We start from the raw sequence: 25,553 nt of genomic DNA, 5'->3' as shown, positions 1-25,553 counted from the left end.
CGCACCGGCTCAGAGCGACCGGATGCCCTCCAGCACCGCGGTCAGCAATCCCATATCGGAGGTGCTGCCCGTGGGCGGCGGGGGCATACGGAAGACCAGCCGACCGTCGTCGATCAGATCGCCGATGAGCACCTTGGTCACCGCGAGCGGCAGACGCAGATGCGCCGCCACCTCCGCCACCGAGATCGGATTCCGGCACATGCGCACGATGTCGGCGTACTCGGGTTCGGTACGCCACATCGAAGTGCCGCGCTGTGCGTCGACCAACTGCGTGGTCATGCTCAGCTCCGGGCGTTCGACACCGCCCCGGCCGCGGGTCACCGCGAAGAGCCGGACCAGCGGACCGGAATCCTCTTCGTACCAGTGTTCGCGCGGCTCGTTCATGGCCGTTGCGAGCCGCCCGCGTGACTGGGCTGCGCCCCCGGGCGGATCGGCTCGACGGACAGATGGGTGCCGACGCGCTGCACGGTCTGATTCATCTCGAATGCCACCAGACCCATATCCGCGTGCTCGGACGCCAGCAGCGCCAGACAGGCGTTCTCGCCCGCGGCGGTGATGAACAGCACCGCCTCATCCAGCTCGACCACGGTTTGGCAGACGCCGCCCGCCCGGAAGTGATGCCCGGCCGACCGCGCCAGACTGTGCAGCGCCGAGGCCATCGCACCGAAACGCTCTGCGTCCGAACGTTGTTGACCCGAGGAGAAGCCGAGCAGCAGGCCGTCGGTTGAGAGCAGCACCGCCTCGCGCGCATCGGTCAGCCCATTGACCAATTCGTCGAGCAGCCAGCTCAGATCGATTCGCTGGAAGGTGGTCATTGTGGTCCTCTCTCGGATTCCGGGCGCACCGCACGGCCCTGGCGGGTGCCCTTGGCAATGGCGCTCATGAGATTTCGGGCCTCATCGGCGGTGCGCTTACGCGGTGGTGCGGGAGCCACCGGTTCGGCCGCGGCCTGGGCCTCGGCTTCGGCCGTACGGCTGCGGCGCGGCAGATCCGGACGCACTTGCGGGGACTGCGCGAGATCGGTGTACGTGCCGGGCCGGTCCGGGTTCGACTCCGCGCCGGCCGCGTACGAGGCGGAGAGCGCGTTCGGCCCCGGCTCCCGCGTCCGGAGGCTCGGTCGCGGCAGCGCCGGAAGCTGTTCGGTCCGAACGGCATTCGACCACTCGTGCCGCAGGCCATTGCGCGGTTCGGGCGAGCCCTGCGGTGCTGCGGGCATCTCATGGCGGGGCGGTCCGGCGGCCTCGAGCACCGCCGACGGGATGAGCACTACCGCGCACACACCGGCGTACTCGGATTCGGCGAGTCGCACCGATATCCCGTGCCGCCCGGCCAGTTTCGCGACCACGAACAGACCCAGCCGGGTATCGCCGGAGAGGGTGGCCACGCTGAAGTCCGGCGGATTCGCCAGCAGCGCATTGCGTTCGGCGAACTCCGCCTCGGACATGCCCAGACCCTGATCGATGATCTCGACCGCGACGCCCCGGCCCACCACCACCGCTGACACCGTGACCTGCGCCTCCGGCGGCGAGCAGGCCGTGGCATTGTCCATGAGCTCGGCCAGCAGATGGATCACATCGGCCACCGCGTGCTTGGACACCCACGCCTCGGGCAGCCGCCCGGTCTGAATTCTGGTGTAGTCCAAGCTCTCCGCGACCGCACCGCGCACCAGATCGATGAGCGCCACCGGATTACGCCAGCGCCGCCCCGGCTTTTCACCACCCAGAATGATCAGGTTCTCGGCATTGCGGCGGGCCCGGGTCGCGAGATGATCGAGCTGGAACAGCAATTCGAGCTGATCGCTGTTCTTCTCCTCGCGTTCGGCGCGATCCAGCAGACCGAGCTGCCGGTGCACCACCACCTGGCTGCGATGGGCGATGTTGAGGAAGACTGCATTGATACCGGCGCGGGTGCGCGCCTCACCGACCGCCGCCGATACCGCCACCACATGCGCACGGTTGAAGGCCGCGGCGACCTGGCCGAGCTCATCGGTGCCGAAGTCCAGGCGCGATACCTCGGCGGCGGCATCGATCTCCTTGCCCGCACCGAGCGCGGCGATCATGCCGGGTAGCCGCTCATCGGCCAATTCCAGTGTGTCGCGGCGCAATCGGCGCATACGGCCGATGAAGCGGTTGGCCAGCACCAGCGCGGCGATGAAAGCCAGTGTGGCAATGACCAGTACGACGGCACCGCCGAGCAGGGAATCGCGGGTGGCATCGTCACCCTGATGGCGCGCGGTCACGTGCGCGTCGCGGCTCTGGTCCTCCCACAGCCGCTGTAGCGCGGTATTGACCTGACCGGAGGCACGCTGCCATTCCTCCAGGCCCACCGGCAGCGGAGCCGGTTCCGCCGCGGTCTTGGTATCGCGAGCCTCGGCCGAACTCTCCGCGGTATCGGCGCTTTCGCTGACCGGACCGCGCAACAACAACGCATCCTGCATCTCGGTGACCTGCTGCCAGGCCGCACCGGCGGTGATCGCGTTGAGCTGATCGAGCCGCACGCCTTTGAGCACCGTCGCCGAATACGCCACCTCGGAACGGAATTCACCGACGCGGCGACCGAACTCGAGCAACTGGGCATCCGGGAACTCACCGGTGGTCAGCGCCACCGCACCGATGGTGTCGGCCTGGGAGAGCGCCTCCGCCGCACGCAATTGCTCCACGGCATAACCCAATTCGATGCCGATCTTGGCATTCGGCGCGACCCGGGCCGCGAGCATGGACGCGGCGATGATGGTGCCGATCACCTGGGTGAAGAAGCCGAAGATCTGTTCGGGTTGGGCCTGCATGGCATCCACCCCGCTACGCAGAGTGGGCACCATCTCGAAGAGTTTGTTGTACGCCTCGATATCGCTCGCCGAACCGTCCGGATTCAGTTCGCGGGCCGCGTCACCCTTGGATATGACGACGGCCAGCGCCTCATCGGAGTGCTTGCGCGCGGGGATCAGCTCCGCGATGGCGTCGGTATCGCCGGCCAGGCGCAGCACCGAGAGCCGCCGCTCCTCCTCGAAGGCCGAGACCATGAGAATCGCGGGAGTTGTGGTGCTGCTTGCCAGTTCGGCCCACTGCTTGGCCTCCTGCGCGGATTTGACCAGGTAGATTGCCGCGCCACCGCCGATGGCCAGCAGGGTGACGCTGGAGATGAGCACGATGGAGAGCAGCCGAACCCGGATACCCACCCATCCACGGACTCCGCGCCCCACCGAATTGGTCTGCCTGCCAACCGATTTGCGCAGATTCTGCCAGCTGCCCACCGAAATCTTCCCGCTCCCGAACGCTGCCGCGCCCCATATCATGCCGAACCACCCGAAATGAGCTGTTCGTCATGCTTCCTCGATCGAGAGAGTAACGGAAAGATCCCGAATCGACTACAGCTTCAAATCATTTCGAAGGCTAATGAGGTAGCGGTGGATTCACCATGGCATACGGGTCACACCAGCGGTCGGGTACGGCCGCAGACCTCGACCATCATCACAGCACGCCGAAATTGGCACGAATCACATTGTCCGCATCGACCTTTCGCTTCAGTACCCGCAGTCGCTCGAGGGTCTCGGTTTCGAAGGCCGCCGCCGCGGACTCCCCCGGAGCCAGGAACGTGTACGGCTTCGAACCACTGATATGCGCGCCGAGTGCCTCGACCAGCGCCTGCTGCTTGGCTGTCACCTGATCGCGCAGCTCCGGAATGCCGAGGCCGAGCAGGTACACCGCGTACGGCTCGGTCAGCGGCCCGCGCGCACCCGCACCGGGCAGGGCCAGCGCACCACCGAGATGGCGGACCTGGATATTCAGCAGCGGGGCGACGGTATCGCCGAGCAGCACCCGCACGGTCTCGTCGTCGAGATCGGTGAGCAGTTCGGCGCGGGATATGGAGGGGCTGGGCGCGATCGGCTCCGAGGTGATATCGCCGAGATCGGCCACCGACATGACCGCGCGGGTATCGGAGACCGCGCCCTCGACTCCGTCGAGGGCCGCGACCAGCGCGCGTCCCCGCGCCGGATCACCGAGGTAGGCGACATCCAGGGCCACCATCTCCGGGGCCTGCGGGAACCGGAACCGGTGGAACCATACCGACAGCTCATCGGGGGCCTGAGAGGTCAACCGCCGGAACAACTCCCACACCTCACGGGTACGCGTGCCCGGCCAGACCACCCGCCCGCCGTACAGTCCCGGCGCGGGGAACAGGTCGACCTCCAGCGCGGTCACCACACCGAAATCTCCGCCGCCACCGCAGAGCGCCCACAGCAACTCCGGATCGCTGTCGGCGGTCACGCGCACCGGATCGCCGTCGGCGTTCACAATCTCCAAGGCGCGCACCGCGTTCGACGCCCAACCATATTTGCGGCCGAACCAGCCCAAACCGCCGCCGAGCGTGTACCCGGTCACCCCGACCACCGGATTACTGCCAGCCAGCCCGGTCAGTCCGTGCTCGGCGGCCGCGGCCTGCACCTGCCCCCAGTCGGCTCCGGCGGCGACCAGCGCCACCCGCGCCTCGACATCGATGGACACCGAATCGAGCTGTCCGGTGCGCAGCAGGATCGCGCCCGCGATATCCCCGGTCGCACCGTGCCCGGTCGGCTGGGTGACCACGAATCCTCCGGTATCACGAGCGAATCGCACGACCGCCGCGACATCCCCGACCGTGGCGGCCTCGACCACCGCTGCCGGGCGCTGTTCCACCGCGGTATTCCACGGCGTGGTCGCCTGCTCGAAATCCGCGTCACCGGGTGTCAGTACCCGGCCCCGAACCCGTGTGCGCAGCTCCTCGAAACCCATTGTCGCTTCTCGCTTCCGTTGGTCTTGATCGGTTGTCAACAAGACGAAGCAGGCGGAGCAAGTGTGACCGTGGGGCGAAACCAGCGCTATTCGCCCCGGTAGCCGTCCAGATCCAGGCGGATGGTGAGCAATTGGGTGCCGAAACGCTCGATGGCATTGCGGGTCGACTGCTGTCGCCAGCCCGCCAATCGCGCCCGGGCGTCATCCTCGGGCAACAGGGTGGCCACGGCCGGATACCAGCGCCGCCGATACCGCACTCGAATCTTGGGCTGCGCGGCGATATTGGCGACATAACCGGCGCGTCGACCGTGCTCGGAGACCACCCACAGCGCGGTGCCGTCGGGATTCACACCCACCACGCTCACCCGGCGCTTACCGGTTCTACGACCGTGCGTCTCCAGCAGCGCATGATCGGCGATCAGCCCGGCCGAGACCAGGGCGCGCATCGGCGGATTGATCAGATACCGCTGAATAATCCTGACCCGCTGGAACTTTCGGGCCGCATCGATCTCGCCGGACATGGCGTCTCCTTCGCTGGGCAGCACATCCGAAGCATGCCACCGCGATGCCGGACCCGGTTAGCGCACGGCCTTGATCTCATGCGCGTAGCGGGCGGTCGCGCGCCAATACAGGTACAACCCCGCCGGCACCAGTCCGCACAGCAGCAGCGCCATGGTCGGCCAATCGCTGATGAGCAGCGCGTCACCACCTGGTCCGCTGCTGGCGCACACCAGGAAGCCGAGCGTCCACACCGTCAACGGAATGATCATGACCGGAATGCGCTGACTCACCACCGACATGCCCATCACCAGCAGCACATTCACCACACCCGCGACCAGCGCGGTGATCGGCAGCGCGATCGCCCCGGCCGTGGTGGCGGTCGAGGCCAGCGGCGCGGCGGCGGCCAGCACCGGCTGACTGGTCGGCACATGCGCGTGACCGGCGTAGATCGGCAGGTAGAACACCTCGAGCACCAGCGTGATCAGCGCGTCCACCGTCAGGAAGAGCGCGATGGCGATGGTGACCCAATTCGGTGCGGGCACGCTGGCCGCGCGCGGGGAGTCACCCGGGCGAGCTCCGACGGCGGCCGTCACGGCACCGGCGGGAAGCCGAGCAGGGTCAGTAGGTGACTCTGCATATCGACGAATCCGTACAGCACCGACAGATACAGCTCGTGCTGCGCCTGGAAGTTGGGGCGCTGGCTCTCGACGAACGCCGCGATCGCGTTTTGCAAGTCCCAGTTGTACATGGCTCAGTGTCTCATCTCGATCGACTGTGAAACGGGTGCGCCGGGCAATCCGGCGAACAGATCATGCTCCTGACCGTCGGCACCGACCGGACCGCGCTGCCCACGCACCAGAATGTAGTGCTCCTCCGGCAGCACCGGCTGGGCGATATTGTTCGACAGCGCGAACTCGCGGCCGGACGGCGCGACCGTCACCTGGGTGGCGTGTGCGCGCAGGGCCGCGCGTTTGGCGGCGAGGGAATCGGCGATATCCACCGTGGTGGTGACGGATTCATGTGGCACACAGGCCAATTCGCCCGCGTGCGGCAGTCGCCAGCCGGGCGGCAGCGCACCGGGCAGCTGATCCACCGTGCGGCGCTTGAGCGCCTCGGTGTGCATGGCGAGGGTGGCGCCGTCGGTGACCGTCCAGTAGACCTTCGGCACTTCCCAACCCCACTCGGACGCGGAATCGACTGCGGCCATGGTGATTTCGTGCGCGCGAAGATGATCCGGATGACCGTAGCCGCCGCGCGGGTCATAGCCGACGACCACATCGGGACGCAGCTCCAGCAGGATCTGGACCAGCGCGTCCACCGCCTCCTGACCGGATTTCACGAAGGCGCGCGGATTCCGCGCCGCGGGTGTCCCGGCCATGCCGGAGTCCCGCCAGCGGCCCGCACCACCCAGGAAACGCGGCGGCGCGGCGGCCAATTCGCCCAGGGCCCTGGTCAATTCGAGAATCCGGAAGCCGCCCAGCTGATCGGCCTGATCGGCGACCAGGCGCGCCCACTCGTCACCGATGACCTCACCCTCCTCACCGAGGGTGCAGGTCACCACGGTCACCGGAATACCCCGCCGCCGATAGTGCGCGATGGTGCCGCCGGTGGTGATGGACTCGTCATCGGGGTGCGCGTGCACCAGCAGCAGCCCGCCCTGCCCCCGCGCCCCTCGATCCGCCGCGGTCATGGCAGCCGCCGCCAGTTCGCGGCATCGGCGAAGACGCCGGTCTGGATGGCGCCGCTCAGCGAGACGCCGTCCACCCGCGGTCCGGCCGCGGCCACCTGCGTGTCCTGCACGATCGGCAGCACCGTCGCCAGATTCCAGAGCGCGGGTTCGGAGTCGCCGATCACCTTGCCGACATCGATACCGCGCAGCGCGGTATCGATACCCGGCTGCAGGACCGGATCGCAGACACCCGAAAGATTGGACGGCGCCTTCTTCGCGGCATCGGCGACGGTGTTGTCGGTGGTCGTGTCGGAGGCATCCGGGACCGGTACCGGCGGGCAGCCGTAGCGCGAGGCCAGCGCGGTCGCCGGATCGGCGCCCGCGTACTCCCAGCCGACGATCGCGTCCACCCCGGCATCGGTGGTGTCCTTGCCGTACAGCTGTGCGGCGGCGACACTGCGCACGATCACATCGATTCCGGCACTGCGCAATTGGTCGGCGGCGGTATTGGCGACCGCCAGCGTCGCGGAATCGTTCTCGACCGCGCCGATCCGAATGGTCAGCGTCTTACCGTTCTTGGCGATCGGACGCGGTTGCGGCGCGGGCGAAGTCGGCGACTGCGATACCGAAGGCTCCGGTCCCCGGCCATATCCGGCCTCGTTGAACAGGCCGTACACCTCTTCATTGCTCAACCGTGGCGGCTGCGTCGCGGCATAGCCCGGGTCCGACGGTGCCAGCACCTGCGCGCGCACCGGCTCCACCCAGCTGCCGGTCTGCGCGCCGACCGTGGCCAGCAACACCGGATCCAGCAGGCCGAGCACGGCTTTGCGCACCCGTGCATCCGCCAAATCACCTGTGCGGCCGTTCAATACGAGCTGCATCTCCCGGGATTGCGCCTGAATCGCGGTACGCACCGAGGGAATCGCCGCCAACTGCGCCTGCAAGGCGACCCCACCGTGCACCAGCGCCATCTGCGCGTCCCCGACCCGCAGCGACTCCGCCACCTGTGCGGGAGTTCCACCGCGCCGCAGCAGGATCTGATCCGGCACCGCGGGCTTACCCCAGTACCGGTCATTGCGCTCGAGCAGAATCTCCTCGCGACCGCGATCGGCCTGCTTGATGCGGAACTGGCCGCCCGAGATGCGAATGGTGTCCACCAGGCCCTGCTCGAACCCGGAATCCTTCACCAGATGCTGCGGCAGCAGATCGGTGAACAACTGCCGCCAGGCCGGATACTCCTCGCGCAGAGTGACGGTGACGGTCTTACCGCCCGCGGAGGAGCTCACATCCGAAATCAGCCGATACCCGGCCGGATCCACCACACCCGGCTGCGTAATCATCTGCTGCCAAAGGTATTTGAAGTCCTCGGCGGCAATGGGAGCGCCATCGGACCAGGACGCCTCGTTCTTGATCTGATAGGTGATGGTGAACGGCTCCTGCGAGGTCACATCCGCCGAAACCATCAGCGCCGGATCCAGCACCCAATCCGCGCCACCCGGTACCACCGGATTCGGCACCGACCGGAACGGACTCGGCAGCACCATCGAGGAGACCGCCGACGCCGCGGGCGAAAGCTGCGACCGCAGATGCGGATTGAACCCGATACCGATGTCATCCACCGCGACGACGATCGAATTCTTCCCCGGCTTGGCGGGCTGCGTCTTCGGGCTGTCGGTGGACTCGATGGGCGGTGGCGGATTCGCGGTGCAGCCGGTCGCGACCGCCAAGAGGGTCGCGACCATCAAAAGCACCACGCGCAAGGATGCGCGCACACCGGCCCCCGTTCTCACTGTGCCCAATTTGCCCTCCGCTTCGCTCCGGGCGGGTTCGCGGCCCTTTGAGGCTCGGTTCTTCACTCCTCCGCTCAGTCGCTGCGCTCCCTCGCTCCGTCGCTCCAGAACCGAGCCGGGCCGCGAACCTTGACGGTCATGGCACCCGGATCGTGTGCATCGCGATCGTAGGCGATTCCAAGACGCCGAACTCCCCCCGCCCCGAGTCGCGGCCCGCCCCGGTTCTGGACTGAGTGGAGCGGGGGAGCGAAGCGGAGGAGCGGAGGGAGGGAAGAACCGGGGTCACGAGGGCCGCGACCCGCCGCAGCGAAGCGGAGGCAGATATTACAGCGACAGATATTACTGCGCGGCGCGGTCGCGGGCCTTCTTACGGGAGAGCTCGCGGCCACGCTCGGTCGCGCCCAGGATCAGCTTGCGGACGCGGACGACCTCGGGGGTGACCTCGACGCACTCGTCGTCGGTGCAGAACTCCATGGCCGCTTCCAGGTCCAGGTGCAGCGGCTTGGCCAGGGTCTCGAAGACGTCGGCCGTGGCGGACCGCATATTGGTCAGCTTCTTCTCACGGGTGACGTTGATGTCGAGGTCCTCGGCACGCGGGTTGATGCCCACGACCATGCCCTCGTAGGTGTCGGCGCCCGGCTCCACGAAGAACTGGCCGCGGTCGGCGAGCTGGATCATGGCGAACGGGGTGACCGAACCGGCACGGTCCGACACCAGCGAACCGGTGTGGCGGGCGCGGATCTCGCCGGCCCACGGTGCGTAACCGTCGAAGATGGCGTTGGCGATACCGGTACCGCGGGTCTCGGTGAGGAAGTCGGTACGGAAGCCGATCAGACCGCGCGAGGGGACGATGAACTCCATGCGCACCCACCCGGCGGAGTGGTTGCTCATCTGGACCATCTTGCCCTTGCGGGCGGCCAGCAGCTGGGTGACGGCGCCCAGGTACTCGTCCGGGCAGTCGACGGTGAGCTCTTCGTAGGGCTCGTGCATCTTGCCGTCGACCATCTGGGTGACCACCTGCGGCTTGCCGACGGTCAACTCGAAGCCTTCGCGGCGCATCTGCTCGACCAGGATGGCGAGCGCGAGCTCACCACGACCCTGCACCTCCCAGGCGTCCGGGCGGCCGATGTCGAGCACCTTCAGCGAGACGTTGCCGATCAGTTCCTTGTCGAGGCGGTCCTTCACCATGCGGGCGGTCAGCTTGTGACCGGACACGCGACCCACCAGCGGCGAGGTGTTGGTGCCGATGGTCACCGAGATGGCGGGCTGGTCAACGGTGATGCGCGGCAACGCGACCGGGTTCTCGACGTCGGCGAGGGTGTCGCCGATCATGATCTCCGGGATGCCCGCGACGGCGACGATGTCACCGGCGATGGCCTCTTCACCGGGCTTGCGCTCGACGCCGACGGTCTGCAGCAGCTCGGTGATCTTGACGGTCTTATTGCCCTCGGGGGTCATCCACGCCACGTTCTGGCCCTTGCGCAGGGTGCCGTTGTGAATGCGGACCAGGCCGATACGGCCGAGGAACGGGGAGGCGTCGAGGTTGGTGACGTGCGCCTGCAGCGGTGCGTCCTTATCGCCCTTGGGGGCGGGGACGTACTTCATCAGGACCTCGAACAGCTCGTCGAGGTTGTCCGCGGCGGGCGCGGTGCCGTTCTCGGGGCGGGCGGTGGAGGCCTTGCCCTCACGGCCCGAGGCGTACAGCACCGGCAGATCGAGGGCGAGCTCGGCGGCTTCGGAGGCTTCGTCATCCAGATCGGAGGCGAGGTCCAGCAGCAGATCGTGCGACTCCTCGACGACCTCTTCGATACGGGCGTCCGGACGGTCGGTCTTGTTGACCACCAGGATGACCGGCAGCGAGGCAGCGAGGGCCTTGCGCAGTACGAAGCGGGTCTGCGGCAGCGGCCCCTCGGAGGCGTCGACGAGCAGGACGACACCGTCGACCATGGACAGGCCGCGCTCGACCTCACCACCGAAGTCGGCGTGGCCGGGGGTGTCGATCACGTTGATCACCGTCAGCGAGCCATCGGCATTGTGCCGGTGCACCGCGGTGTTCTTCGCGAGAATGGTGATGCCCTTCTCGCGCTCCAGGTCTCCGGAGTCCATCACTCGGTCGACGAGCTCGGCGCGCTCGGCAAACGCCCCGGACTGACGCAACATGGCGTCGACCAGTGTTGTCTTGCCGTGGTCGACGTGCGCCACGATGGCGACGTTACGGAACTCGACAGACGACACGTTAGATTCCTCCTGGTGCAAAGGGTTGGCCCGACCCGGCGGGTCATGCATGGGGAAGTAGTTGATTCCACCGGGCATGCGGCGAGCTACACACTACCGTTCGACATAACTCACACGTTTAACGCACCCGAGTTAGGTTAAGCTAACCAACATGGGCAAGGTGAAGGCGAAGGACGTTTCCAGTCTGAAGCCGAAGAGAAAATGCTGCCGCAAGAAGACGCGGTGCGTGAAATGCCCCGTGGTCATCATGCGCATGAAGAAGCTCGAAGCCTCGGGCTGCTGCGGCAAGAAAGAGCTCAAGAAGGGCCTCAAAGCCGCCCGCGCGGCGTGAATTCCACAGGCGCGCTGCCGAAATCCGCGCGCCCGCGCCGCCCCGGGAGTACACCGGAGGCATGACTCCCGCACCGCTCTCCGAAGCAGAGATCGCCAAGGCGCTCACCGAACTCCCCGACTGGACCCGCACCGGGCAGAGCATCTCCCGCACCGTCGAGGCCGCGTCATTCCTGGCCGGGATCGAACTGGTCCGCCGAGTCGCGGTCGCCGCCGAGGCCGCCAACCATCATCCGGATATGGATATCCGCTGGCGGCGCGTCACCTTCACGCTCTCCACCCATGACGCCAATGGCCTCACCGCGCTGGATGTGGCTCTTGCGCATGAGATCGATCGACTGGACGCACAGAGTTAGCGCTGTATCTACGCGGCGCGAGCAGGGCCCTGCGTGGTTACGCAGGCTGCCGCCTCCGGGCCTGACTGCTCACGCCGGCCCGCCCACGCCACCCAGACATAGAAGATCAGCACGCCGATCACATCAACCGCGGCCAGCCAGGACAAGATGCCCGGCCGCGAAATGGTCCAAATGGAAGTCTGGAAATGCGAGAGCAGCCACGGCACTCCGATAACCGTGGTAACCAGCCAGTACCCGGCCACCAGGCGCGCGCCCGCGGCCTCGCGCATCGGACCGTAGAGCAGCCACAGCACGACCGGAATCAACCAGATCCAATGGTGTGACCAGGAAATCGGCGACACCATCAAACCGAACAGCTGCACGATGAGCAGCGTGCCCAGCCGGTCGTCTTTGGCCAGCGCGCGCCAGGCCAGCACCGCGAGTACGGCCGTGACCAGCACCGCCGCGAGCCACACCGGCCCGGAGACCACATCGTGGCCGAGGATGCGGCTGAGCGCGCCGCGCAGTGACTGGTTCACCGACGACCCGACCGGGCCGATCCGGGTGGCGTCACCGAGCAGTTCGGTGAAGTACTTGCGCGTCTCATCGGGAGTGATCAGGTAGGTCAGCCCGATGGTGCCGAAGAACACCACCCCCGACCACACCGCCGCGAGCCAACGTCGCCGCGCCACGAAATACAGGCCGGTGACAGCGGGCGTCAGCTTCACCCCCGCGGCCGCGCCGACCAGCGTGCCGGACACCCACCAGCGGGCGCTGCGCACGGCGAGCATGGCGATCAACACCAGGAAGACATTGACCTGGCCGTAGTCCAGGGTGGTGCGCACCGGTTCGAGCCACAGGCCGACAGCGGTCCACGCCACCGCGACGGTGCGCCAATGTTGTTCGCGTAGTGCGTCTTTCCCGAGAATCAGCTCCAGCGCGAGCCACACCACGCCGAACAGCGCGGCCATGGTCGCGAGCAGCCAGGCGATGGCGACAACGGAGAACGGCAGGAAGTGCAGCGGATAGAACACCAGCGCCGCGAACGGCGGATAGGTGAAAGGCAGCGGAAAGTCCGGTGTCTTACTGGAGTCGGTGTAATCGAAGAGGTTGCCGCTACCCAGCGCGGCCGAACCATCCACATAGACGTGCAGATCGACGAAGTTCATGCCATTCGGCAGGAAGAGCACCCAGGCGAGGCGGACCAGCACCGAAATACCAAGTGCCGCGGCTGCCAGTCGGAAGTGTCGGTTCACGGCGGGACTTTCAGCTCGGGCGACAGGCCTCGACAAGCCTAGTCGTACGGGGAAATGTGCCGTGCGGCATGCTCCCCCTGCTGTAACATTTGCATCACTGACAACATCAGTAACACCGCTTCCGGTCCGCTGTTCGATAGCGTTACTTGATGCAGGACGCCAAGATCACTCCGTGGCTGTACAACCGGGCAGCACGGTCCCTAGAGTGGCGCGGAAGCGATGTCTCCATCGCCGCTAGATGCACCCGAAGGTAAGGACGGCTACACCAGTGCTTCGCACCCGAGGATCGCGGTTCGCAATGTCCGCAGTCGCCCTGGCCGCCTGCGCCACCGTGGCCGTGCCCACCACTGCGTTCGCCAAGCCGGCGCCCGCGCCCGCGCAGACCACGGCGTCCATTCCGATGATTCCCGAAGGCGTTTCGGTCGACGCGCTCGCTTCGCTGATTCCCGCCATCATCGGTGCCGCCGCCGGACCCGCGGATATCGCGGCTCCCGGCCCGCAGACCGCCATTCTCGATCAGGCCAAGCAGATCCTGGCCACGCTGAACCTGCCGCAGTCGGTCAAGGACACGCTGAACAAGATCATCACCTTCCTGGACGGCAGCGGCGGCGGTGGCCCGGACATCCCCCAGGACGGCCCGGTCATCGCCCAGTTCCTGTGGCCGACCATCGGTAAGGGCTGCATCGGCTCCGGTGCGGATTCGGTGGGCACCGCGCTCGCCGTGCCCGGCCCGGCCCAGCTGCCGCCGCCCGGACCCGTTGCGGGACAGACCGGTTTCGTCTTCACCGCGCTCGGCACCAAGCGGCCCACCGAGATTCAGACCCCGCCGATGACCGTGCAGTGGCTGAACCTGGACACCCGCGTGAGCGGTGTCGTCAACCTGACCGATGAGGCCAAGATCAATCCGGATGGCCCGGCCACACTGTCGGCCATCGTCAACACCGGTGCCGGACGCGTCGTCGCCGTGGTCTCGGGTTCGCTGACCACCCAGGCGGATGCCGAATCCCAGCCCATCACCTGCTCGTTCCTGCCGACCATCGGATTCTTCACGGTCTGAGGACAATCCGCTGTCAGCTGAGAATTCCGCCCCTGTTCCTCCCCGGCGCCAAGCCGGGCCGGGACAGGGGCGAAGTCTTTCTTGATCAAGGCCGACTGTGGTAGACCGGCAGGTATGGCCGCTGATAACTCCGCCCTGCGGGGCCTGAAGTCGCGCCGATCGATTCTCTCGATTCGCTCGGAGGGATCGATCCTGTCGATCGGCTCGGCCTATTCGATTCTGTCCATCGGAAGTATCGGGTCGGTGCTGTCCATCGGCTCCGCCGGATCCTTCGGCTCACTCATCTCATCGGCGTCGTTCGGCAGTATCGGATCGGCCTTCTCGGGTCTGTCCCGCTGGTCGATCTTCTCGTGGATGGGTGACCGCCAAGCCTTCTCCGGGGGTGACGACGACGCGGTCGATCATCACCGCACCTTGCGTGTAGTCCCCGACGAGCCGGATCTGCTGGAAGATCCGACCTTCCACAGCCAGACCTAGCGGATCGCTACCACCATTGGCCGTACTGGGGTGCGAGTACGGCGTTGACGTCGACTCCGATGCCGTCCAGCGAGCGCTTGTCGATCTCGAACTGGTGCAGGTTCGCGTCGGGGTGGACGTAGCCCTTCGGGGTGCCCCAATTGTGTTGCCAGAAATAGGAACCCAGGCCCGCGTCGCGAATCGAGTCGATGGTCGGCGAGTTGGCGTAGACGCCGACGCGCTCGCGGCCCAGGACCGTCTCCCAACCCCGTAGATAGGGCTCGATCATACTGTCGAAGTCGGCGTCGTCGGGATTGTCGTCGATGGAGGCGTAGATGGGTGCGCTGTCCGGACCACCCGCCGCCTTATGCAGTACCAATCCCCTTGCGGCATGCTTGAGTCCGGCCGCGAGGCCGCCGCGCCAGTCCGCGGTGGGCCCCTTGCCGAACTGGTAACAGGAGACCACCGAGAGCCCGGCCGCCCGGAGTTGCTCGACCTCCCCGGCGAGCAGCGGCTTTCCGGCCATCCACTCCGCGCCGGGGCGGCGGTCCGAGACGTATCGGATGACGCCCATATGCCCTTCGGCACTGATGGATTCGGCGGTCGGGACACCGCCCGCGTAATCCAGCAGGGTGCCGAGTTGCTGTCGCGCCGCGGCATTGGGGGCGGGCAGGCTCAGACCGGCGGAGACACCGGCGGCCACGGTCGCGCCTCCGAGTAGGAACGCCCGGCGGCTGACACGGGAAAAGACCATCGCGGAACTCCTTCGCACACTCGCTGACCGAACATGCCGATCGCGTGCGCACCGAAGGATTGCCGTGACCGGTAGAACCTTTTGCGGCGTGCCCGGCGCACCTTCCCCGATGATCCGAAGATCATCCGTGCGCCGGGAGCCCTGAACGCGCCCTCATTTCACCATATTCACATTGGAATCGCCAGTCGCACACGGCACTTTGACACCATTAGTCACATACGTGCGCAATCGGGCACATCGGACATGGAGGATCGGAATAGCAACAGGTCAGACGCGGGTACCGTCGAGGCGCGCACCCACATCGATGGTGCGGCGCGAAGTATCGGCAACCTCGGCGCGGACCACCGAGGCCACCTGTATCGCCACCTGACGGCGAATCCCGGCGAGCTTGCCCAGCGTGGCCGCGCGCAGGCCCTGCGCCTTGAGCTCGAGCTCGATCTGCTCGGGCGCGGGCGGGGCGGCGTCGATCACGATGAGCAGCGGCTCGGCGGCACGGGCGGTCAGGGCCACCGGCACCTGCAGCTCGGCGCTGTAGCGATTGGATTGCAGCACATCCACGGTGATGTCCAGGCTCACCGGAATGGTCAGATCGAAGGTCACCAGATCCGCCTTATCGACGGTATCGGCCTCCGGAATCGGGTGTTGCCCTGCGGGCGTGGGCAATTCGGCGATCACCGGTTCGCGCTTGACGGGCGCGGGGTCGTGCGTGGACTCCACGATCCGAGGTAGTCGCACGGTGCCGTGCACCGCGACCTGCGCCCGATTACCCGGTCCGGTGCGGATCGGACCGACCTCGATGGGCTTGCCCGCCATGGACTCCACCACCTCGCGCACCCGGTCGACGGTCACGATGCGTTCGAAGAAGCGGTGGCCGAACTCGCCGTAGTCGATCCAGTCATGAGCGGGCCGACCGCGATACGGCGAACCGCTGCCATTGAGAATGGCCTCGACGTCGAAGGTGCGCCCGCGCTGTGCGTCCGGGTCCTCGAGAATGGCATTGATGCGATTGGCGACCTCGCGCTGCACCAATTTGGCAATGGGATCGACCAAGAGGTCGAAGGCCGCGCCGATGGCCTGCGCCCGCATGACGAAACTGACATCGCGGCCGGTGACCGGCGGAATATCGATGACGATCAACAGCGGGTCCGCGGTGCGGGCGTGGAGTCGCAGATCGATGTCGACCACCGCCTCCAGGCGTAATCGCTGACCGCCGAGGGTGACGTCGACCCGGAGTTTCACCGGCAGCGCCACATCGAAGTGCACATGCGGGCCGCGCCGAATGATGGTGGGTTTTCCGACGCTGCCCTTGGCCACGAATCGCGCGAGTCCGGCGGGGCCGATACTGAATGGTCCGATGGTCATACCGCGCCCGGCCATCCCGGAGACCGCTGCTTCGATTCGGGATTCCGTTACCGCCGCCGCCACGAAACGTTCGCCGAATTCGGCGTAATCGATCCAGATGGGTTCGTCGGACGGCGTCATCCAGCTACTTTCGTCGGGCGGGGACCCCTGTCCTGCCGATGAGGGGGCAGCAGGACAGGGATCAATCGGCGACGCTGCCGGGCGCCGCCGAAGACCATCGTAGGCGGAACTCCCGTTCTGTCCCACCCTCCAGGGGCAGCGTTTCCAAAATGTGGAACTGGACTGTTCACAATCGGCCGTATCCGACTATGCCGGAGACCTCCGCGGGCGCGATGCGATGGATGCTGATCTTGCCGAATTCATTACCGCCGATGGTGGTGATGGAGTCCGCGGCGGTGTCGATGACGATATTGGTGTGCTGACTGAATGCACTGCCCCCGGCGTACATGACCACATCGCCGATATGCGGGCGATAACCCGGCTCCTCGAAGCGGTTCTGCTGCCGGTAGTAGGCCTCGAGGGTGGAGACACCCGGAATACGCCAAGAGCCGGAATTCGGATTGTCCAGTGGGCGACCGGATTCCCGCATCACCCAGCTGACGAAGTCGGCGCACCACGGTTCCCGGACGCCTTCGGAGTAGGTGGTGCCGCCGGGCTGGCGGGCGAATTCCCGCGCGGTGACATCGAGCACGCTCAGCTGTGTGGCGTCCAAGCCGGTGCGGTCGACGGCCGGAAAACTACGCAGCCGATCCCCCGCCACCGCGGGATAGCCCGAATGCTGTTGCCACCAGCGCACTCCCACCACCGCGCCGACGGCGAGCACGGTCAGCGCGGCCACCAGCGCGAGCCAGCGCGGCCCGCGCCGTTTTCGGGCCGGACGCTCCAATCGCACGGTCATACGATCCCTCCCCGGTATCCGGTCGACGATCGACCGCTACCAGTTTCGACGCCCGGCGGGCCGTGGCGGTTCCCGGGTGGGCGAACCTCCACAGGATCTGCACAACCGCTCTCAGTCGGCCTGGCCGGGACTGCCGCAGATCTGACTCAGCGAGACTTCGCGGACGCGGTGAGTGCGCCGCGGCACATGGTTGGGGCCGCCGCGTTCGGCGAGCAGGGCCAGGTCGACCTCCAGCCGCCGCAATAGCTGATCGGCCGCATCGCGGTGTGCCGCGGCGCTCTCCGGATAGCCCAGGAAATCCGCTAGTTCGGCGAGGCGATGATCCATCGGGCCGAGCACGGTCGCGCCGGTCTCCAGGCCCGCGATGGTCCCGGAGTACGGCAGCAGTTGGTCGTACAGCACGCGCGCCCACGGTCGATCGCCCAGGGCGATGGCGAGCCGGGTGCGCACCGAACTGAAGGTGGACCAGAATTGCGGTGCCAGCGGAGCCGCCTCGGCCAGTACCTGCCGGGCCAGCTCCTCCTGTCCGGAATGCAGTAGGGCCAGTGCGTAGCCGTCGATGAACAGCTCGGGTTTGACGGCGGCGCGCTCGCGCAGGTCATCCAGGAAGCCGGACATGTCCTCGCGCGACCAGGCGAGCGAGATGGCGATTCCGATATGCAGGGCATTGGGTTCGCGGGCCGGTTCGAGTACTCCCGCTTCGGTATTCGCGACGATCTGATCGGCGGCGGCGGGTTCGATGGCGAGCATCAACTCCACGCCGTCGGTATTGCCGCGCAGCAGCTCGAGCACCATATCGAAGGGTGCGATGGCATCGAGCAGATGGCGCAGCTGACCGTCGGTGGCGTACTCCCCCGCGCGGCGGGCGTGGTCGGCGGCGGCGACCAGATCGGCGTCGGCGAGTGCGGCCCTGAACAGCAGATAGTGTGCGAGCGCGCGGAATTCGGTGAGTTCGGCCTCGGTGGCGATCCGAAGCATCCGTCCCGCATGGCGTTTCAGATCGTCGGCGCGCAGGAAACCGCCGCGCGCGAAGGCGGCGAAGGCCTGTGCGTTCAACACCGTACAGAGCAGGTCCGGATCGGGAATGGGGGCGGCCAGCTCGCTCGCGGTACGCGCGGATCGGTCGGTGGCCTCGAGATCCTCCAGTGCCTGATCGAAGACCGCGGTCACGTGTATCCGAATCCTGGTGGTGACGGGCAGATTCGGGTCTTCCAGGGCAATGCGCAGCGGCTCCCGGATCCGCCGGTCGGGGGTGTGCCAGTCATGCACGGACCAAATCAGTGGGGTCGGCCAACAGGTGGCCGCGCGGGCGAGAAATGCCGATCCGCCCAGAGCTTCGGCCAATTCGATGGCCTGTTCACGAGCCGCGCGGGCCGCGAGATGCTGGCCGTCGTAGGCCAGGGCGGTGACCAATTCGCAGCGGGCCTCCAGTACGGCGACGCGGTCCTCACGCGCCGCCTTCGGGGCGGTATGCCCGGCCAACTCGTGCAGGGTGAGCACCGATCGCCACCGTCGCACCGCATCGGCCCGCATTCCGCGCTGTACGCAGCGGCGGGCGGCGGCGCGCACGAATTCGAGTGCGCGAACGGCTGTTTCGGCATTCGCGCCGAGTGCGGCGTGATGGGCCAGTGCGTCGATATCGACGCCGGGCGGGGCCGCGGTCTCGGACGTCTCGGCCATGGTCTCGGCCGTCGTGCCCGTGGCTTCGGCGTGGGCGGCCACCTGGGCCGTGGCGCTGGCACGAGCCGCGGTCCAGTGCAGCGTATCGACATCGTCGGGCGGACCGCCGGGGGCGGGCATTCCGGCGGAGTGCGCGAGTGCGTCCATGGCGGTGACCGTTGACGGCGAATCGGTTTGTGCGGGAGTGCTTCCCGTGGTCTTGGGCAGTGCGGCGGTGTCGGCCACCGATACCCCGGCGGAGTGCGCGAGCGCGTCGATGGCGGTGACGGATCGCGTCGTGCCCGCATCACTCGGGAGCCGATCACAGAGGAGTTCGAAGGCGGCCCAGTGCATTCGGGCCCGGCGCAGCACCGGGATGTCGTAGTAGACGGTTTCCCGCACCAGTGCGTGATCGAAGGCGATTCGGCCGCTGCGCTCGGTGCGCAGTAGTCGCGCCGCCTCGGCGGTGGCGATCAGATCGATGACGGCGTCGGGGGTGTGGGTGGCCGAGGCGGCGAGGGTATTGACGTCGCTGTGCTCACCCCACACCGACATATGTCGGAGCAGTTCGATCACCTCGGCGGGCAACTGGGCGATGCGGCGGCCGAGCAGATCGCGCACGCTGTCCGGGAGTGCGTCGGTACTGCCCTGTCCGGCAACGAGTTTGGCCAGTTCGCGGACGAAGAGCGGATTGCCGCCGGTGCGGCGACGCAGCAGCTCCACGGTGCGGTCGTCGAGGATGGTGAGTCCGGCGGCGGCCGCGGCGCGCCGGGTACCGGCCAGATCGAGGCCGTCGAGTTCGATCCGGTCGGCGGTGAAGAGCGCCAGCGCGGCGGCGGTATCGCGGACGCCGGGTCCGGCCTCGGTGCCGCGCAGTGTGGCGACGATCAGGATGGGCCGGTCGCGCAGCCAGTTCACCACCTGCCGCAGTACCTGCAGGGTGGCGGCGTCCGCGCCGTGCACATCCTCGAGCACGATGGCGACGGGTCCATTGCCCGAGCGTTCCCGGCAGGAGCGGACCACGCGCCGCGCGAGCGTGAAAGCGTCGGAGACGGTATAGGTTTCGGGGTCGGCGGCATCGAGTCCGGTCAGTACCTCGGCCCAGGCCCAGGCGGGCGGTGCGCCCTCCACCTCGGGGCAGCGGCCGAAGACGGTGGTCCAGGATTGGCCGGCCAACTGGGTGACGAGGGTGGCGGCGAGGGTGGTCTTGCCCGCACCGGCCTCACCGGAGAGCCAGACCAGGCGTACCTGGCCGGCCGCGGCGGCCTCGGCGGCGGTGGTCAGGGCGGTGCGCTGTTCGCTGTAACCGCTGTCCGGCAAGGAATCCGGGGCCTGTTCCGGATCGACTCGGCGCATCACGATCGGCGGGGCCGGGGTTTCGGCCTCTACGGAGTGCGTGAGGATGGCCGTCTCCAGGTCGCGCAGGCCGGGCCCGGGATCGACGCCGAACTCGAGGGTGAGGAATTCGCGGCTGTGCCGCACGGTGGCCAGGGCGTCCAGGGACTGTCCGAGCCGATACTGGGCCAGGGCGAGCAGTCGCGCGCACTCCTCCCGGCCGGGGTGTTCGGCGAAGATGGGCCGCAGCGCCAGCACCACCTCGGCGGGCCGGTTCAGCTCCAGTGCCGCCTGTGCCCGTAGTTCCGCGGCGGTGAGGCGCAAGGCCGCGAGCCGGGCGGTTTCCTGCATGGCCCAGGACATTCCGGCGAAGGATTCGAAGGCGTTACCGTGCCAGCAGGCGAGCGCGGCATCGAGTACCCGCACCTGTTCCATCGCATCGGGTCGCTGCGCCGGATCACGCATGGCCGATTCATGGCCGTGCAGCAGCTGTTCGAAGTGCCAGGAGTCGACCTGTTCGGGTTCGAGATTCAGCGCGTACCCGTGTGATTCGGAGACGATGACGCGCGACTGCGCGCGGCGCGGCCGCTCCGGTTCGAAGACCCGGCGCAGATTGTGAATGTAGACCTGGAGCGCGGCAACGGCTTTGGTGGGCGGATCCCCGCTCCAGAGATCGTCGATGAGCCGGTCGGTGGGTACCACCCGCCCGCCCGCGACCACCAGACGTCCCAGTACTGCGCATTGCATAGGAGCCCCGGGGGGCACTCGCTGACCTTCGATACTGATGTGCAGCGGACCCAGCACACCGATCCGCGTTACCGCCATGGCGCGGAACCACCCCCATTTACCCACTTGCGAGCCAAACCAAACAAGGCCTTCAATATGGCAGAAATTCTGCGGCATACCCAGTCTTGCGATCCGGCTTAACCCGTTACGAAGACAATCGCAAGAGTTGTACCGCACACTGCCTAGGGTGTTCGACCCCTCCCGGCCCCCGCCCGCCGATCTCGCGGTGCTGCACAGCCTTACGTATCCGGCGTGCCTGCACGACGGCGCCTTCGACGTAGTGGCCGTGAACAGCGCCTTCAGCAAACTCTTCGAGGGCACCGGTCCCGGCGCGAATCTCCTGACCGCCATCATGCTGGAGCCCATGTCCCGCTATCGGCTGAGCAATTGGGAGGCCGAGGCACAGATCATGGTGTCGGCCTTCCGGGACTGCTCACCGAATCTCGTCTCGCCGGAACGGCGTGAGGAGATCCGCACGCTGTGCCGGCGCGCCCCCGAATGGGATCGGCTGTGGCAGAACACCGCCGCACCCGAGGACAGGGGCGAGCGCACCATGCTCATGCGCGCACCGGAGACCCGGGCCGAGCATCGTATGTATGTGCAGACCTTCGAATTCCACTCACCACGGCGGCCCTGGTGGCTGCTCACCGTGGTGCCCTTCGACTCCTCACCCGAGGCCGAACAGGCTCATGCTTCGGCCGCGGGCTCCTCGAACCAGCCGTCCTCGGGTTCCGCGAACCCGTGATATATGAGCGGTATGCGCCGGTCCACACCGAAATGCCGGTAGACCGCGAGCATGGCGGCGCGTACCGCCGCATCGTGGAAGTCGTCGATTCTGCGTGCGCCGAGCTGATGTTCGGGTAGCAGCGAGAGCCGGGTGAGCTCCTCGGGATCGTCGAGGTCCAGGCCCAGCGGGGCGGGATCGACGATGAAGTGATCGCGCAGCACCGTGCGCGCGCGAGCCGGATCGTGGGTACCGGGCCGGAAGGCCAGGAATCGGGTGCGGACCGCAGGTGAGCAATGCACCTGCAACCAGTCCACCAGGGTGGCATTGGGGCGCGGTATGCGGCCGGTCAGCGGGGTCTGTTCGAGCAGATGCAGCATGCTGCCGCCGGGAACGCGTGGTTCGGGAGCCAGGAACAGGGTGAGCGCGGGAGAGCCCGATACCCTGTCGGCGAGATAGACCTTGGTGGCCATGGGGTCGGGCATGCGCTTCTCCCTCGAGAAAGAGGGGTCGCGCTAGGCGACCCCGCGCCCGGTTGCTGGTTGATGCTCCGAAGTGCTGCCGACCGCCGAGTCACCTGATTCGGAGAGATCTCCTCGACGGCCGACCAATGCGACACTCGGAAGTATAGTCGCGAATCTAGGCGTCGATCAGCCGGTTCCGCGCGGGCCGCGCACTGAACTGACCCTCGATGGTGGCGCGGACGGTCGGCCACTCCTCGTCCAGAATCGAGTAGAAGGCGGTGCTGCGCACCTCACCGTCGAGTCCACGCGAATGCGCGCGGCGCACGCCGTCGCTGGTCGCGCCGAGCCGCTCGATTGCCAAGCGGGAGCGCCGGTTTCGCACATCGGCACGCATGCTGATGCGACGTACCCGCCAGGTCTCGAAGGCGTGCTGCAACAGCAGCATCTTCGATTCCAGGTTGATGCCCGTCCCACGCGCGTGCGGTGACAGCCAGGTGTTCCCGATCTCGGCGGCATCGGGCACCGCCATCAGGGGATCTCCGGGCGGCAGCCCGTGCACCAGCGGCCAGACCATCGGCCCCTGCCAGTAGTCGAATCTGGTGAACCGGGTCGACCCCAGCACCCGCCCACTGGCGACCGCGATAATGGCGAACGCCAGCGATGTCCCGGCGGCATGCCCGGCCAGCGCCTGCGCCACATATTCCAGCGCCTCGTCCACCCCGTGCGGGACGGGCGTGTACGCATATTCGTCACGATTCCCCGCCGCTGCCTCCGATATACCCGAAGCATGCTGCGGCGCAAGGGGTTCCAGCCGGACCAGACGGCCGGTCAGAGTAAGGGGTACAGGCACGTTCCCTCGATCTTTCGGAGACGGTCGGGGGCCCGCTTCGGACAGTGCCGCACCGGCCGAGTGCTCCGGAATCGACGAATCAGCCTTGGCGCGCCAGTAGCAGCATCGAACAGTGCGATGAACGATAGCGGAACAAGGCCGCACAACAAGGCAGGCGGCGCGCAAATTTAATCCGCCGCTGAGCGTGTCGCGCCGGACGTGTTTGCGCGCCGCGGCAGCCCGTCAGATCCCCCGGTCAGGGCGGCGCTTTTCACCCCGCGCCGCCCCGTTCCCCGGACGTAACCGGGGATATCCGGCAAATCCGGTCAGTTAATAGTCGGTAATGGGTAAATCGCGGTTTCAAAGCGCTGAGGTGCGGCGGACCTTAAAATGACGTTTGCTGCCGGTTTGTCCGGTTGGATCGCGGGTATCCGCTGATCGCATCGCGTTTCCGTCAGTCATTCCTGAATTCAGTAAGGAGAGCACATGACGAACCCCACGCTGGAACAACTGATCGGCGCCACCGTCTACGACAGTGCGGGTGAGGCGATCGGGCGGGTCGAGAATTTCTACCTCGACAATGAGTCCGGAGCCCCGACCTGGGTGGCGATGGCGGGCGAGATCGGACGCGCCCCGACCTTGATTCCGCTCGACGGCGCCGGTTACGGCACCGAGGATATGAGTCTGCGGGTGCCGTATGCCAAAGAGCAGATCCGCACCGCACCGCACCTGGAGAACGACGGGGGCATCGACTCTCGATCCGAACAGCAGTTGATGGCCCACTACACCAGCGGCCAGCGCCGCACCGCCGGGCCGAGCACGATGAATCCGGCTGGGCGCCAGCGGATTCAGGCCGGGGCCGAGGAGCCGATGACCTACGGCGCCGCGGAAACCCGCCCGACTCGCCACGAAAAGAACGACAGGACATAGCTTTTCGATCCGATACTACGAGGAGGAGTTGCTATGGAATGGCTGCTCGGTTTACTCGGCGGCGTCGTCGGAGGTGGCGTCGGCGGATCGAAGAATCCGCTTGGCCCCGTGGTCAACGGCGGTCTCGGCGCGGTGGGCGGCGGTATCACCGGCGTCATCATCCAGGCCGCGACTTCGGGCGGATTGGATTTCGGGCAGATCCTGGCGCAGGTCGCCGGCGGCGGCATCGTCGGTGCGGTGCTCTCGGCGATCACCGGCTTCGCCACCCGGCCCAAGGCGGGCGAGATTCGCTGATACGCCCACCCATCGTGGACGACTCTGACAAGGAGCTCTCATGACACGTTGGAAGAACTCGGTTTTCGCCGCCGGTGCGGCATTCGGTTTGTTCGCCGCCGCGGGCCTGGGTCTGCTGGCGAGTCCGGTCGCGGCGCAGCCCGCCGACGCCGGGGCCGCGATCGACGCGCACTACAACGAGAAGGGCGGCGCGAACTCGCCGCTGGGCCAGAAGGTCGGCGAGGTGTATGCCTTCGGCCCGAACGGTGCCGCACAGGACTTCCAGGGCGGCAAGATGATCTATTCCCCCGATACCGGCGCCAAGGTGATGTACGGCGCCATCCTCGACAAGTATCTGGCGCTGGGCGGGGCCGACGCCGGGCTGGGTTATCCGACCAACGACGAATCCGATGCCCCGGTCGCGGGAACCGCGCGCTACAGCGAGTTCTCCGCACCCGAGGGCGCGACCATCGAGTGGAGCCCGCAGGGCGGAGCCTGGCTGGTACGCGGACCGATCCGCACCGCCTGGTCGCATCTGCACGCCACCGACGGCATGCTGGGCACGCCGATCTCGGACACCACCGTCGCGAACGGCGTCTACACCCAGCGCTTCGCGGGGCAGAACGGCGCACCTGTCGATATCAGCTGGAGTGCCGCGGACGGTTTCGTCACCGCGCCACCTGAGATCGCCGCCCAATTGAGCGGTCTGGATGTCTCCGTTCCAGGTGCCGCCCCGGGCGGTGCGGTGGTCACCCCGGCCCCCGAATCCGGTGTGGCGGTGAGCGATTCGGATTCCAGCTCGGCCGCCAAATGGTGGGCCCTGCCCATCGGTCTGGCGATCGCGGCGGTCGCGGGCGGATTGGCGGCACTGCTGACCAAGGGCATGCGTGGCGCCCACCGCGCGGCTGCCGGATCGTCCGGCGCCCGCACGACATACGGCACCGCGGCGGCGGCCGGAACCACGGCCACCGCCCAGATGCGCCGTGCCGGTTCACATCTCGCGAGCGCAGCCGAACTCGCCCGCGGCATTCCCCGCACCGGCGGAGTGTGAACACCGCGGGGCGGACCGCCCGAAAACGACGGCCCGCCCCGCACTTTCGTCGCTCGAGCCCCATTCGGTGATCCGAATGGGGCTCGATGT

25 protein-coding genes are annotated in these 25,553 nt (G+C 67.2%); 8 read left to right on the top strand and 17 right to left on the bottom strand.

What is annotated here, in order from left to right:
- Positions 1-9: 9 nt before the first annotated feature.
- The 10 genes from OHB26_RS17325 to typA all read right to left on the bottom strand — a co-directional run bounded on the left by OHB26_RS17325 (position 10) and on the right by typA (position 10,964).
- Positions 10-384, bottom strand: coding sequence for a DUF742 domain-containing protein (locus tag OHB26_RS17325; protein WP_330185186.1), 375 nt, complete (start codon positions 382-384; stop codon positions 10-12).
- Positions 381-815 (bottom strand): roadblock/LC7 domain-containing protein, encoded by a 435-nt coding sequence (locus OHB26_RS17320; protein WP_330185185.1) that lies wholly within the window; start codon positions 813-815, stop codon positions 381-383. Before OHB26_RS17320 ends, OHB26_RS17325 begins: the two co-directional genes overlap by 4 nt.
- The gene (locus OHB26_RS17315) at positions 812-3,250 is read right to left on the bottom strand and encodes a sensor histidine kinase (protein WP_330185184.1); all 2,439 of its coding nucleotides are present in this window, start codon (positions 3,248-3,250) and stop codon (positions 812-814) included. The genes OHB26_RS17320 and OHB26_RS17315 overlap by 4 nt, the downstream gene beginning before the upstream one ends.
- Before the next feature lie 217 nt (positions 3,251-3,467).
- Positions 3,468-4,769, bottom strand: coding sequence for an FAD-binding oxidoreductase (locus OHB26_RS17310; protein ID WP_330185183.1), 1,302 nt, complete (start codon positions 4,767-4,769; stop codon positions 3,468-3,470).
- Between the two features lie 86 nt (positions 4,770-4,855).
- On the bottom strand, positions 4,856-5,290 hold the full coding sequence (locus OHB26_RS17305) for a nitroreductase/quinone reductase family protein (RefSeq protein WP_330185182.1): 435 nt from the start codon (positions 5,288-5,290) through the stop codon (positions 4,856-4,858).
- Between the two features lie 57 nt (positions 5,291-5,347).
- On the bottom strand, positions 5,348-5,863 hold the full coding sequence (locus OHB26_RS17300; protein ID WP_330185181.1) for a hypothetical protein: 516 nt from the start codon (positions 5,861-5,863) through the stop codon (positions 5,348-5,350).
- The gene (locus OHB26_RS17295; RefSeq protein WP_194852736.1) at positions 5,860-6,018 is read right to left on the bottom strand and encodes a hypothetical protein; all 159 of its coding nucleotides are present in this window, start codon (positions 6,016-6,018) and stop codon (positions 5,860-5,862) included. The genes OHB26_RS17300 and OHB26_RS17295 overlap by 4 nt, the downstream gene beginning before the upstream one ends.
- 3 nt (positions 6,019-6,021) lie before the next feature.
- Complete coding sequence (gene mshB / locus OHB26_RS17290; RefSeq protein ID WP_330185180.1) at positions 6,022-6,960, bottom strand: N-acetyl-1-D-myo-inositol-2-amino-2-deoxy-alpha-D-glucopyranoside deacetylase; 939 nt, start codon at positions 6,958-6,960, stop codon at positions 6,022-6,024.
- Positions 6,957-8,681 carry an ABC transporter family substrate-binding protein gene (locus OHB26_RS17285; RefSeq protein WP_330185179.1) on the bottom strand — a complete coding sequence of 575 codons (1,725 nt, stop codon included), beginning with the start codon at positions 8,679-8,681 and terminating at the stop codon, positions 6,957-6,959. The genes mshB and OHB26_RS17285 overlap by 4 nt, the downstream gene beginning before the upstream one ends.
- Before the next feature lie 387 nt (positions 8,682-9,068).
- Positions 9,069-10,964 (bottom strand): translational GTPase TypA, encoded by a 1,896-nt coding sequence (gene typA / locus OHB26_RS17280; RefSeq protein ID WP_330185178.1) that lies wholly within the window; start codon positions 10,962-10,964, stop codon positions 9,069-9,071.
- Between the two features lie 151 nt (positions 10,965-11,115).
- Here typA and OHB26_RS17275 point away from each other — a divergent pair, with 151 nt between their 5' ends.
- Entirely contained in the window at positions 11,116-11,295 is a 180-nt protein-coding gene (locus OHB26_RS17275) for a hypothetical protein (RefSeq protein WP_330185177.1), read from the top strand.
- 61 nt (positions 11,296-11,356) lie between these two features.
- On the top strand, positions 11,357-11,650 hold the full coding sequence (locus tag OHB26_RS17270) for a 4a-hydroxytetrahydrobiopterin dehydratase (protein ID WP_330185176.1): 294 nt from the start codon (positions 11,357-11,359) through the stop codon (positions 11,648-11,650).
- 8 nt (positions 11,651-11,658) lie between these two features.
- Here the strand turns inward: OHB26_RS17270 and OHB26_RS17265 are convergent, their stop codons facing one another.
- Positions 11,659-12,921 (bottom strand): mannosyltransferase, encoded by a 1,263-nt coding sequence (locus OHB26_RS17265; RefSeq protein ID WP_330185175.1) that lies wholly within the window; start codon positions 12,919-12,921, stop codon positions 11,659-11,661.
- Between the two features lie 262 nt (positions 12,922-13,183).
- On the opposite strand from OHB26_RS17265, the gene OHB26_RS17260 reads away from it, so the two are divergent.
- Positions 13,184-13,942: an Rv1157c family protein gene (locus OHB26_RS17260; protein WP_330185174.1), complete on the top strand. Its 759-nt coding sequence runs from the start codon at positions 13,184-13,186 to the stop codon at positions 13,940-13,942.
- A 114-nt stretch (positions 13,943-14,056) separates the two neighbouring features.
- On the top strand, positions 14,057-14,419 hold the full coding sequence (locus tag OHB26_RS17255) for a hypothetical protein (RefSeq protein ID WP_330185173.1): 363 nt from the start codon (positions 14,057-14,059) through the stop codon (positions 14,417-14,419).
- Between the two features lie 7 nt (positions 14,420-14,426).
- Here OHB26_RS17255 and OHB26_RS17250 read toward each other — a convergent pair whose 3' ends face one another.
- From OHB26_RS17250 to OHB26_RS17235, 4 genes are all read right to left on the bottom strand, one after another.
- Positions 14,427-15,152, bottom strand: coding sequence for a DUF1906 domain-containing protein (locus OHB26_RS17250; RefSeq protein ID WP_330185172.1), 726 nt, complete (start codon positions 15,150-15,152; stop codon positions 14,427-14,429).
- Positions 15,153-15,419: 267 nt separating this feature from the next.
- Positions 15,420-16,634, bottom strand: coding sequence for a hypothetical protein (locus OHB26_RS17245; protein ID WP_330185171.1), 1,215 nt, complete (start codon positions 16,632-16,634; stop codon positions 15,420-15,422).
- 166 nt (positions 16,635-16,800) lie between these two features.
- Entirely contained in the window at positions 16,801-17,412 is a 612-nt protein-coding gene (locus OHB26_RS17240) for a CHAP domain-containing protein (protein ID WP_330185170.1), read from the bottom strand.
- 111 nt (positions 17,413-17,523) lie between these two features.
- Positions 17,524-21,153: a BTAD domain-containing putative transcriptional regulator gene (locus tag OHB26_RS17235; protein ID WP_330185169.1), complete on the bottom strand. Its 3,630-nt coding sequence runs from the start codon at positions 21,151-21,153 to the stop codon at positions 17,524-17,526.
- A gap of 226 nt (positions 21,154-21,379) precedes the next feature.
- Here OHB26_RS17235 and OHB26_RS17230 point away from each other — a divergent pair, with 226 nt between their 5' ends.
- Positions 21,380-21,937, top strand: a complete 558-nt coding sequence (locus OHB26_RS17230) for an MmyB family transcriptional regulator (RefSeq protein ID WP_330185168.1) — start codon at positions 21,380-21,382, stop codon at positions 21,935-21,937.
- On the opposite strand, the gene OHB26_RS17225 is transcribed toward OHB26_RS17230, so the two are convergent.
- Positions 21,880-22,401 (bottom strand): hypothetical protein, encoded by a 522-nt coding sequence (locus OHB26_RS17225; protein ID WP_330185167.1) that lies wholly within the window; start codon positions 22,399-22,401, stop codon positions 21,880-21,882. The genes OHB26_RS17230 and OHB26_RS17225 overlap by 58 nt on opposite strands.
- Positions 22,402-22,555: 154 nt before the next feature.
- Positions 22,556-23,230 carry a GNAT family N-acetyltransferase gene (locus tag OHB26_RS17220; RefSeq protein WP_330185166.1) on the bottom strand — a complete coding sequence of 225 codons (675 nt, stop codon included), beginning with the start codon at positions 23,228-23,230 and terminating at the stop codon, positions 22,556-22,558.
- Positions 23,231-23,695: 465 nt separating this feature from the next.
- Here OHB26_RS17220 and OHB26_RS17215 point away from each other — a divergent pair, with 465 nt between their 5' ends.
- The 3 genes from OHB26_RS17215 to OHB26_RS17205 are packed head-to-tail and all read left to right on the top strand — an operon-like array spanning position 23,696 to position 25,463.
- Positions 23,696-24,139 carry a PRC-barrel domain-containing protein gene (locus tag OHB26_RS17215; protein WP_330185165.1) on the top strand — a complete coding sequence of 148 codons (444 nt, stop codon included), beginning with the start codon at positions 23,696-23,698 and terminating at the stop codon, positions 24,137-24,139.
- 33 nt (positions 24,140-24,172) lie between these two features.
- Positions 24,173-24,433, top strand: a complete 261-nt coding sequence (locus OHB26_RS17210) for a hypothetical protein (RefSeq protein WP_067572348.1) — start codon at positions 24,173-24,175, stop codon at positions 24,431-24,433.
- Between the two features lie 40 nt (positions 24,434-24,473).
- Complete coding sequence (locus OHB26_RS17205; protein WP_330185164.1) at positions 24,474-25,463, top strand: LGFP repeat-containing protein; 990 nt, start codon at positions 24,474-24,476, stop codon at positions 25,461-25,463.
- Positions 25,464-25,553: the final 90 nt, after the last annotated feature.

This window comes from Nocardia sp. NBC_01503, from assembly GCF_036327755.1.
Lineage (GTDB): Bacteria > Actinomycetota > Actinomycetes > Mycobacteriales > Mycobacteriaceae > Nocardia.
Note: the sequence above shows the minus strand (reverse complement) of the source record. Positions and strands in the feature narration are given on the sequence as shown.

Bases quoted from the DNA above. Each gene is read 5' to 3' on its own strand.
- OHB26_RS17325 (WP_330185186.1), bottom strand. From the start codon at position 384: ATGAACGAGCCGCGCGAACACTGGTACGAAGAGGATTCCGGTCCGCTG.
- OHB26_RS17320 (WP_330185185.1), bottom strand. From the start codon at position 815: ATGACCACCTTCCAGCGAATCGATCTGAGCTGGCTGCTCGACGAATTG.
- OHB26_RS17310 (WP_330185183.1), bottom strand. From the start codon at position 4,769: ATGGGTTTCGAGGAGCTGCGCACACGGGTTCGGGGCCGGGTACTGACA.
- OHB26_RS17305 (WP_330185182.1), bottom strand. From the start codon at position 5,290: ATGTCCGGCGAGATCGATGCGGCCCGAAAGTTCCAGCGGGTCAGGATT.
- OHB26_RS17295 (WP_194852736.1), bottom strand. From the start codon at position 6,018: ATGTACAACTGGGACTTGCAAAACGCGATCGCGGCGTTCGTCGAGAGC.
- mshB (WP_330185180.1), bottom strand. From the start codon at position 6,960: ATGACCGCGGCGGATCGAGGGGCGCGGGGGCAGGGCGGGCTGCTGCTG.
- OHB26_RS17285 (WP_330185179.1), bottom strand. From the start codon at position 8,681: ATGGTCGCGACCCTCTTGGCGGTCGCGACCGGCTGCACCGCGAATCCG.
- OHB26_RS17275 (WP_330185177.1), top strand. From the start codon at position 11,116: ATGGGCAAGGTGAAGGCGAAGGACGTTTCCAGTCTGAAGCCGAAGAGA.
- OHB26_RS17270 (WP_330185176.1), top strand. From the start codon at position 11,357: ATGACTCCCGCACCGCTCTCCGAAGCAGAGATCGCCAAGGCGCTCACC.
- OHB26_RS17260 (WP_330185174.1), top strand. From the start codon at position 13,184: ATGTCCGCAGTCGCCCTGGCCGCCTGCGCCACCGTGGCCGTGCCCACC.
- OHB26_RS17255 (WP_330185173.1), top strand. From the start codon at position 14,057: ATGGCCGCTGATAACTCCGCCCTGCGGGGCCTGAAGTCGCGCCGATCG.
- OHB26_RS17250 (WP_330185172.1), bottom strand. From the start codon at position 15,152: ATGGTCTTTTCCCGTGTCAGCCGCCGGGCGTTCCTACTCGGAGGCGCG.
- OHB26_RS17245 (WP_330185171.1), bottom strand. From the start codon at position 16,634: ATGACGCCGTCCGACGAACCCATCTGGATCGATTACGCCGAATTCGGC.
- OHB26_RS17240 (WP_330185170.1), bottom strand. From the start codon at position 17,412: ATGACCGTGCGATTGGAGCGTCCGGCCCGAAAACGGCGCGGGCCGCGC.
- OHB26_RS17235 (WP_330185169.1), bottom strand. From the start codon at position 21,153: ATGCAATGCGCAGTACTGGGACGTCTGGTGGTCGCGGGCGGGCGGGTG.
- OHB26_RS17225 (WP_330185167.1), bottom strand. From the start codon at position 22,401: ATGCCCGACCCCATGGCCACCAAGGTCTATCTCGCCGACAGGGTATCG.
- OHB26_RS17215 (WP_330185165.1), top strand. From the start codon at position 23,696: ATGACGAACCCCACGCTGGAACAACTGATCGGCGCCACCGTCTACGAC.
- OHB26_RS17210 (WP_067572348.1), top strand. From the start codon at position 24,173: ATGGAATGGCTGCTCGGTTTACTCGGCGGCGTCGTCGGAGGTGGCGTC.
- OHB26_RS17205 (WP_330185164.1), top strand. From the start codon at position 24,474: ATGACACGTTGGAAGAACTCGGTTTTCGCCGCCGGTGCGGCATTCGGT.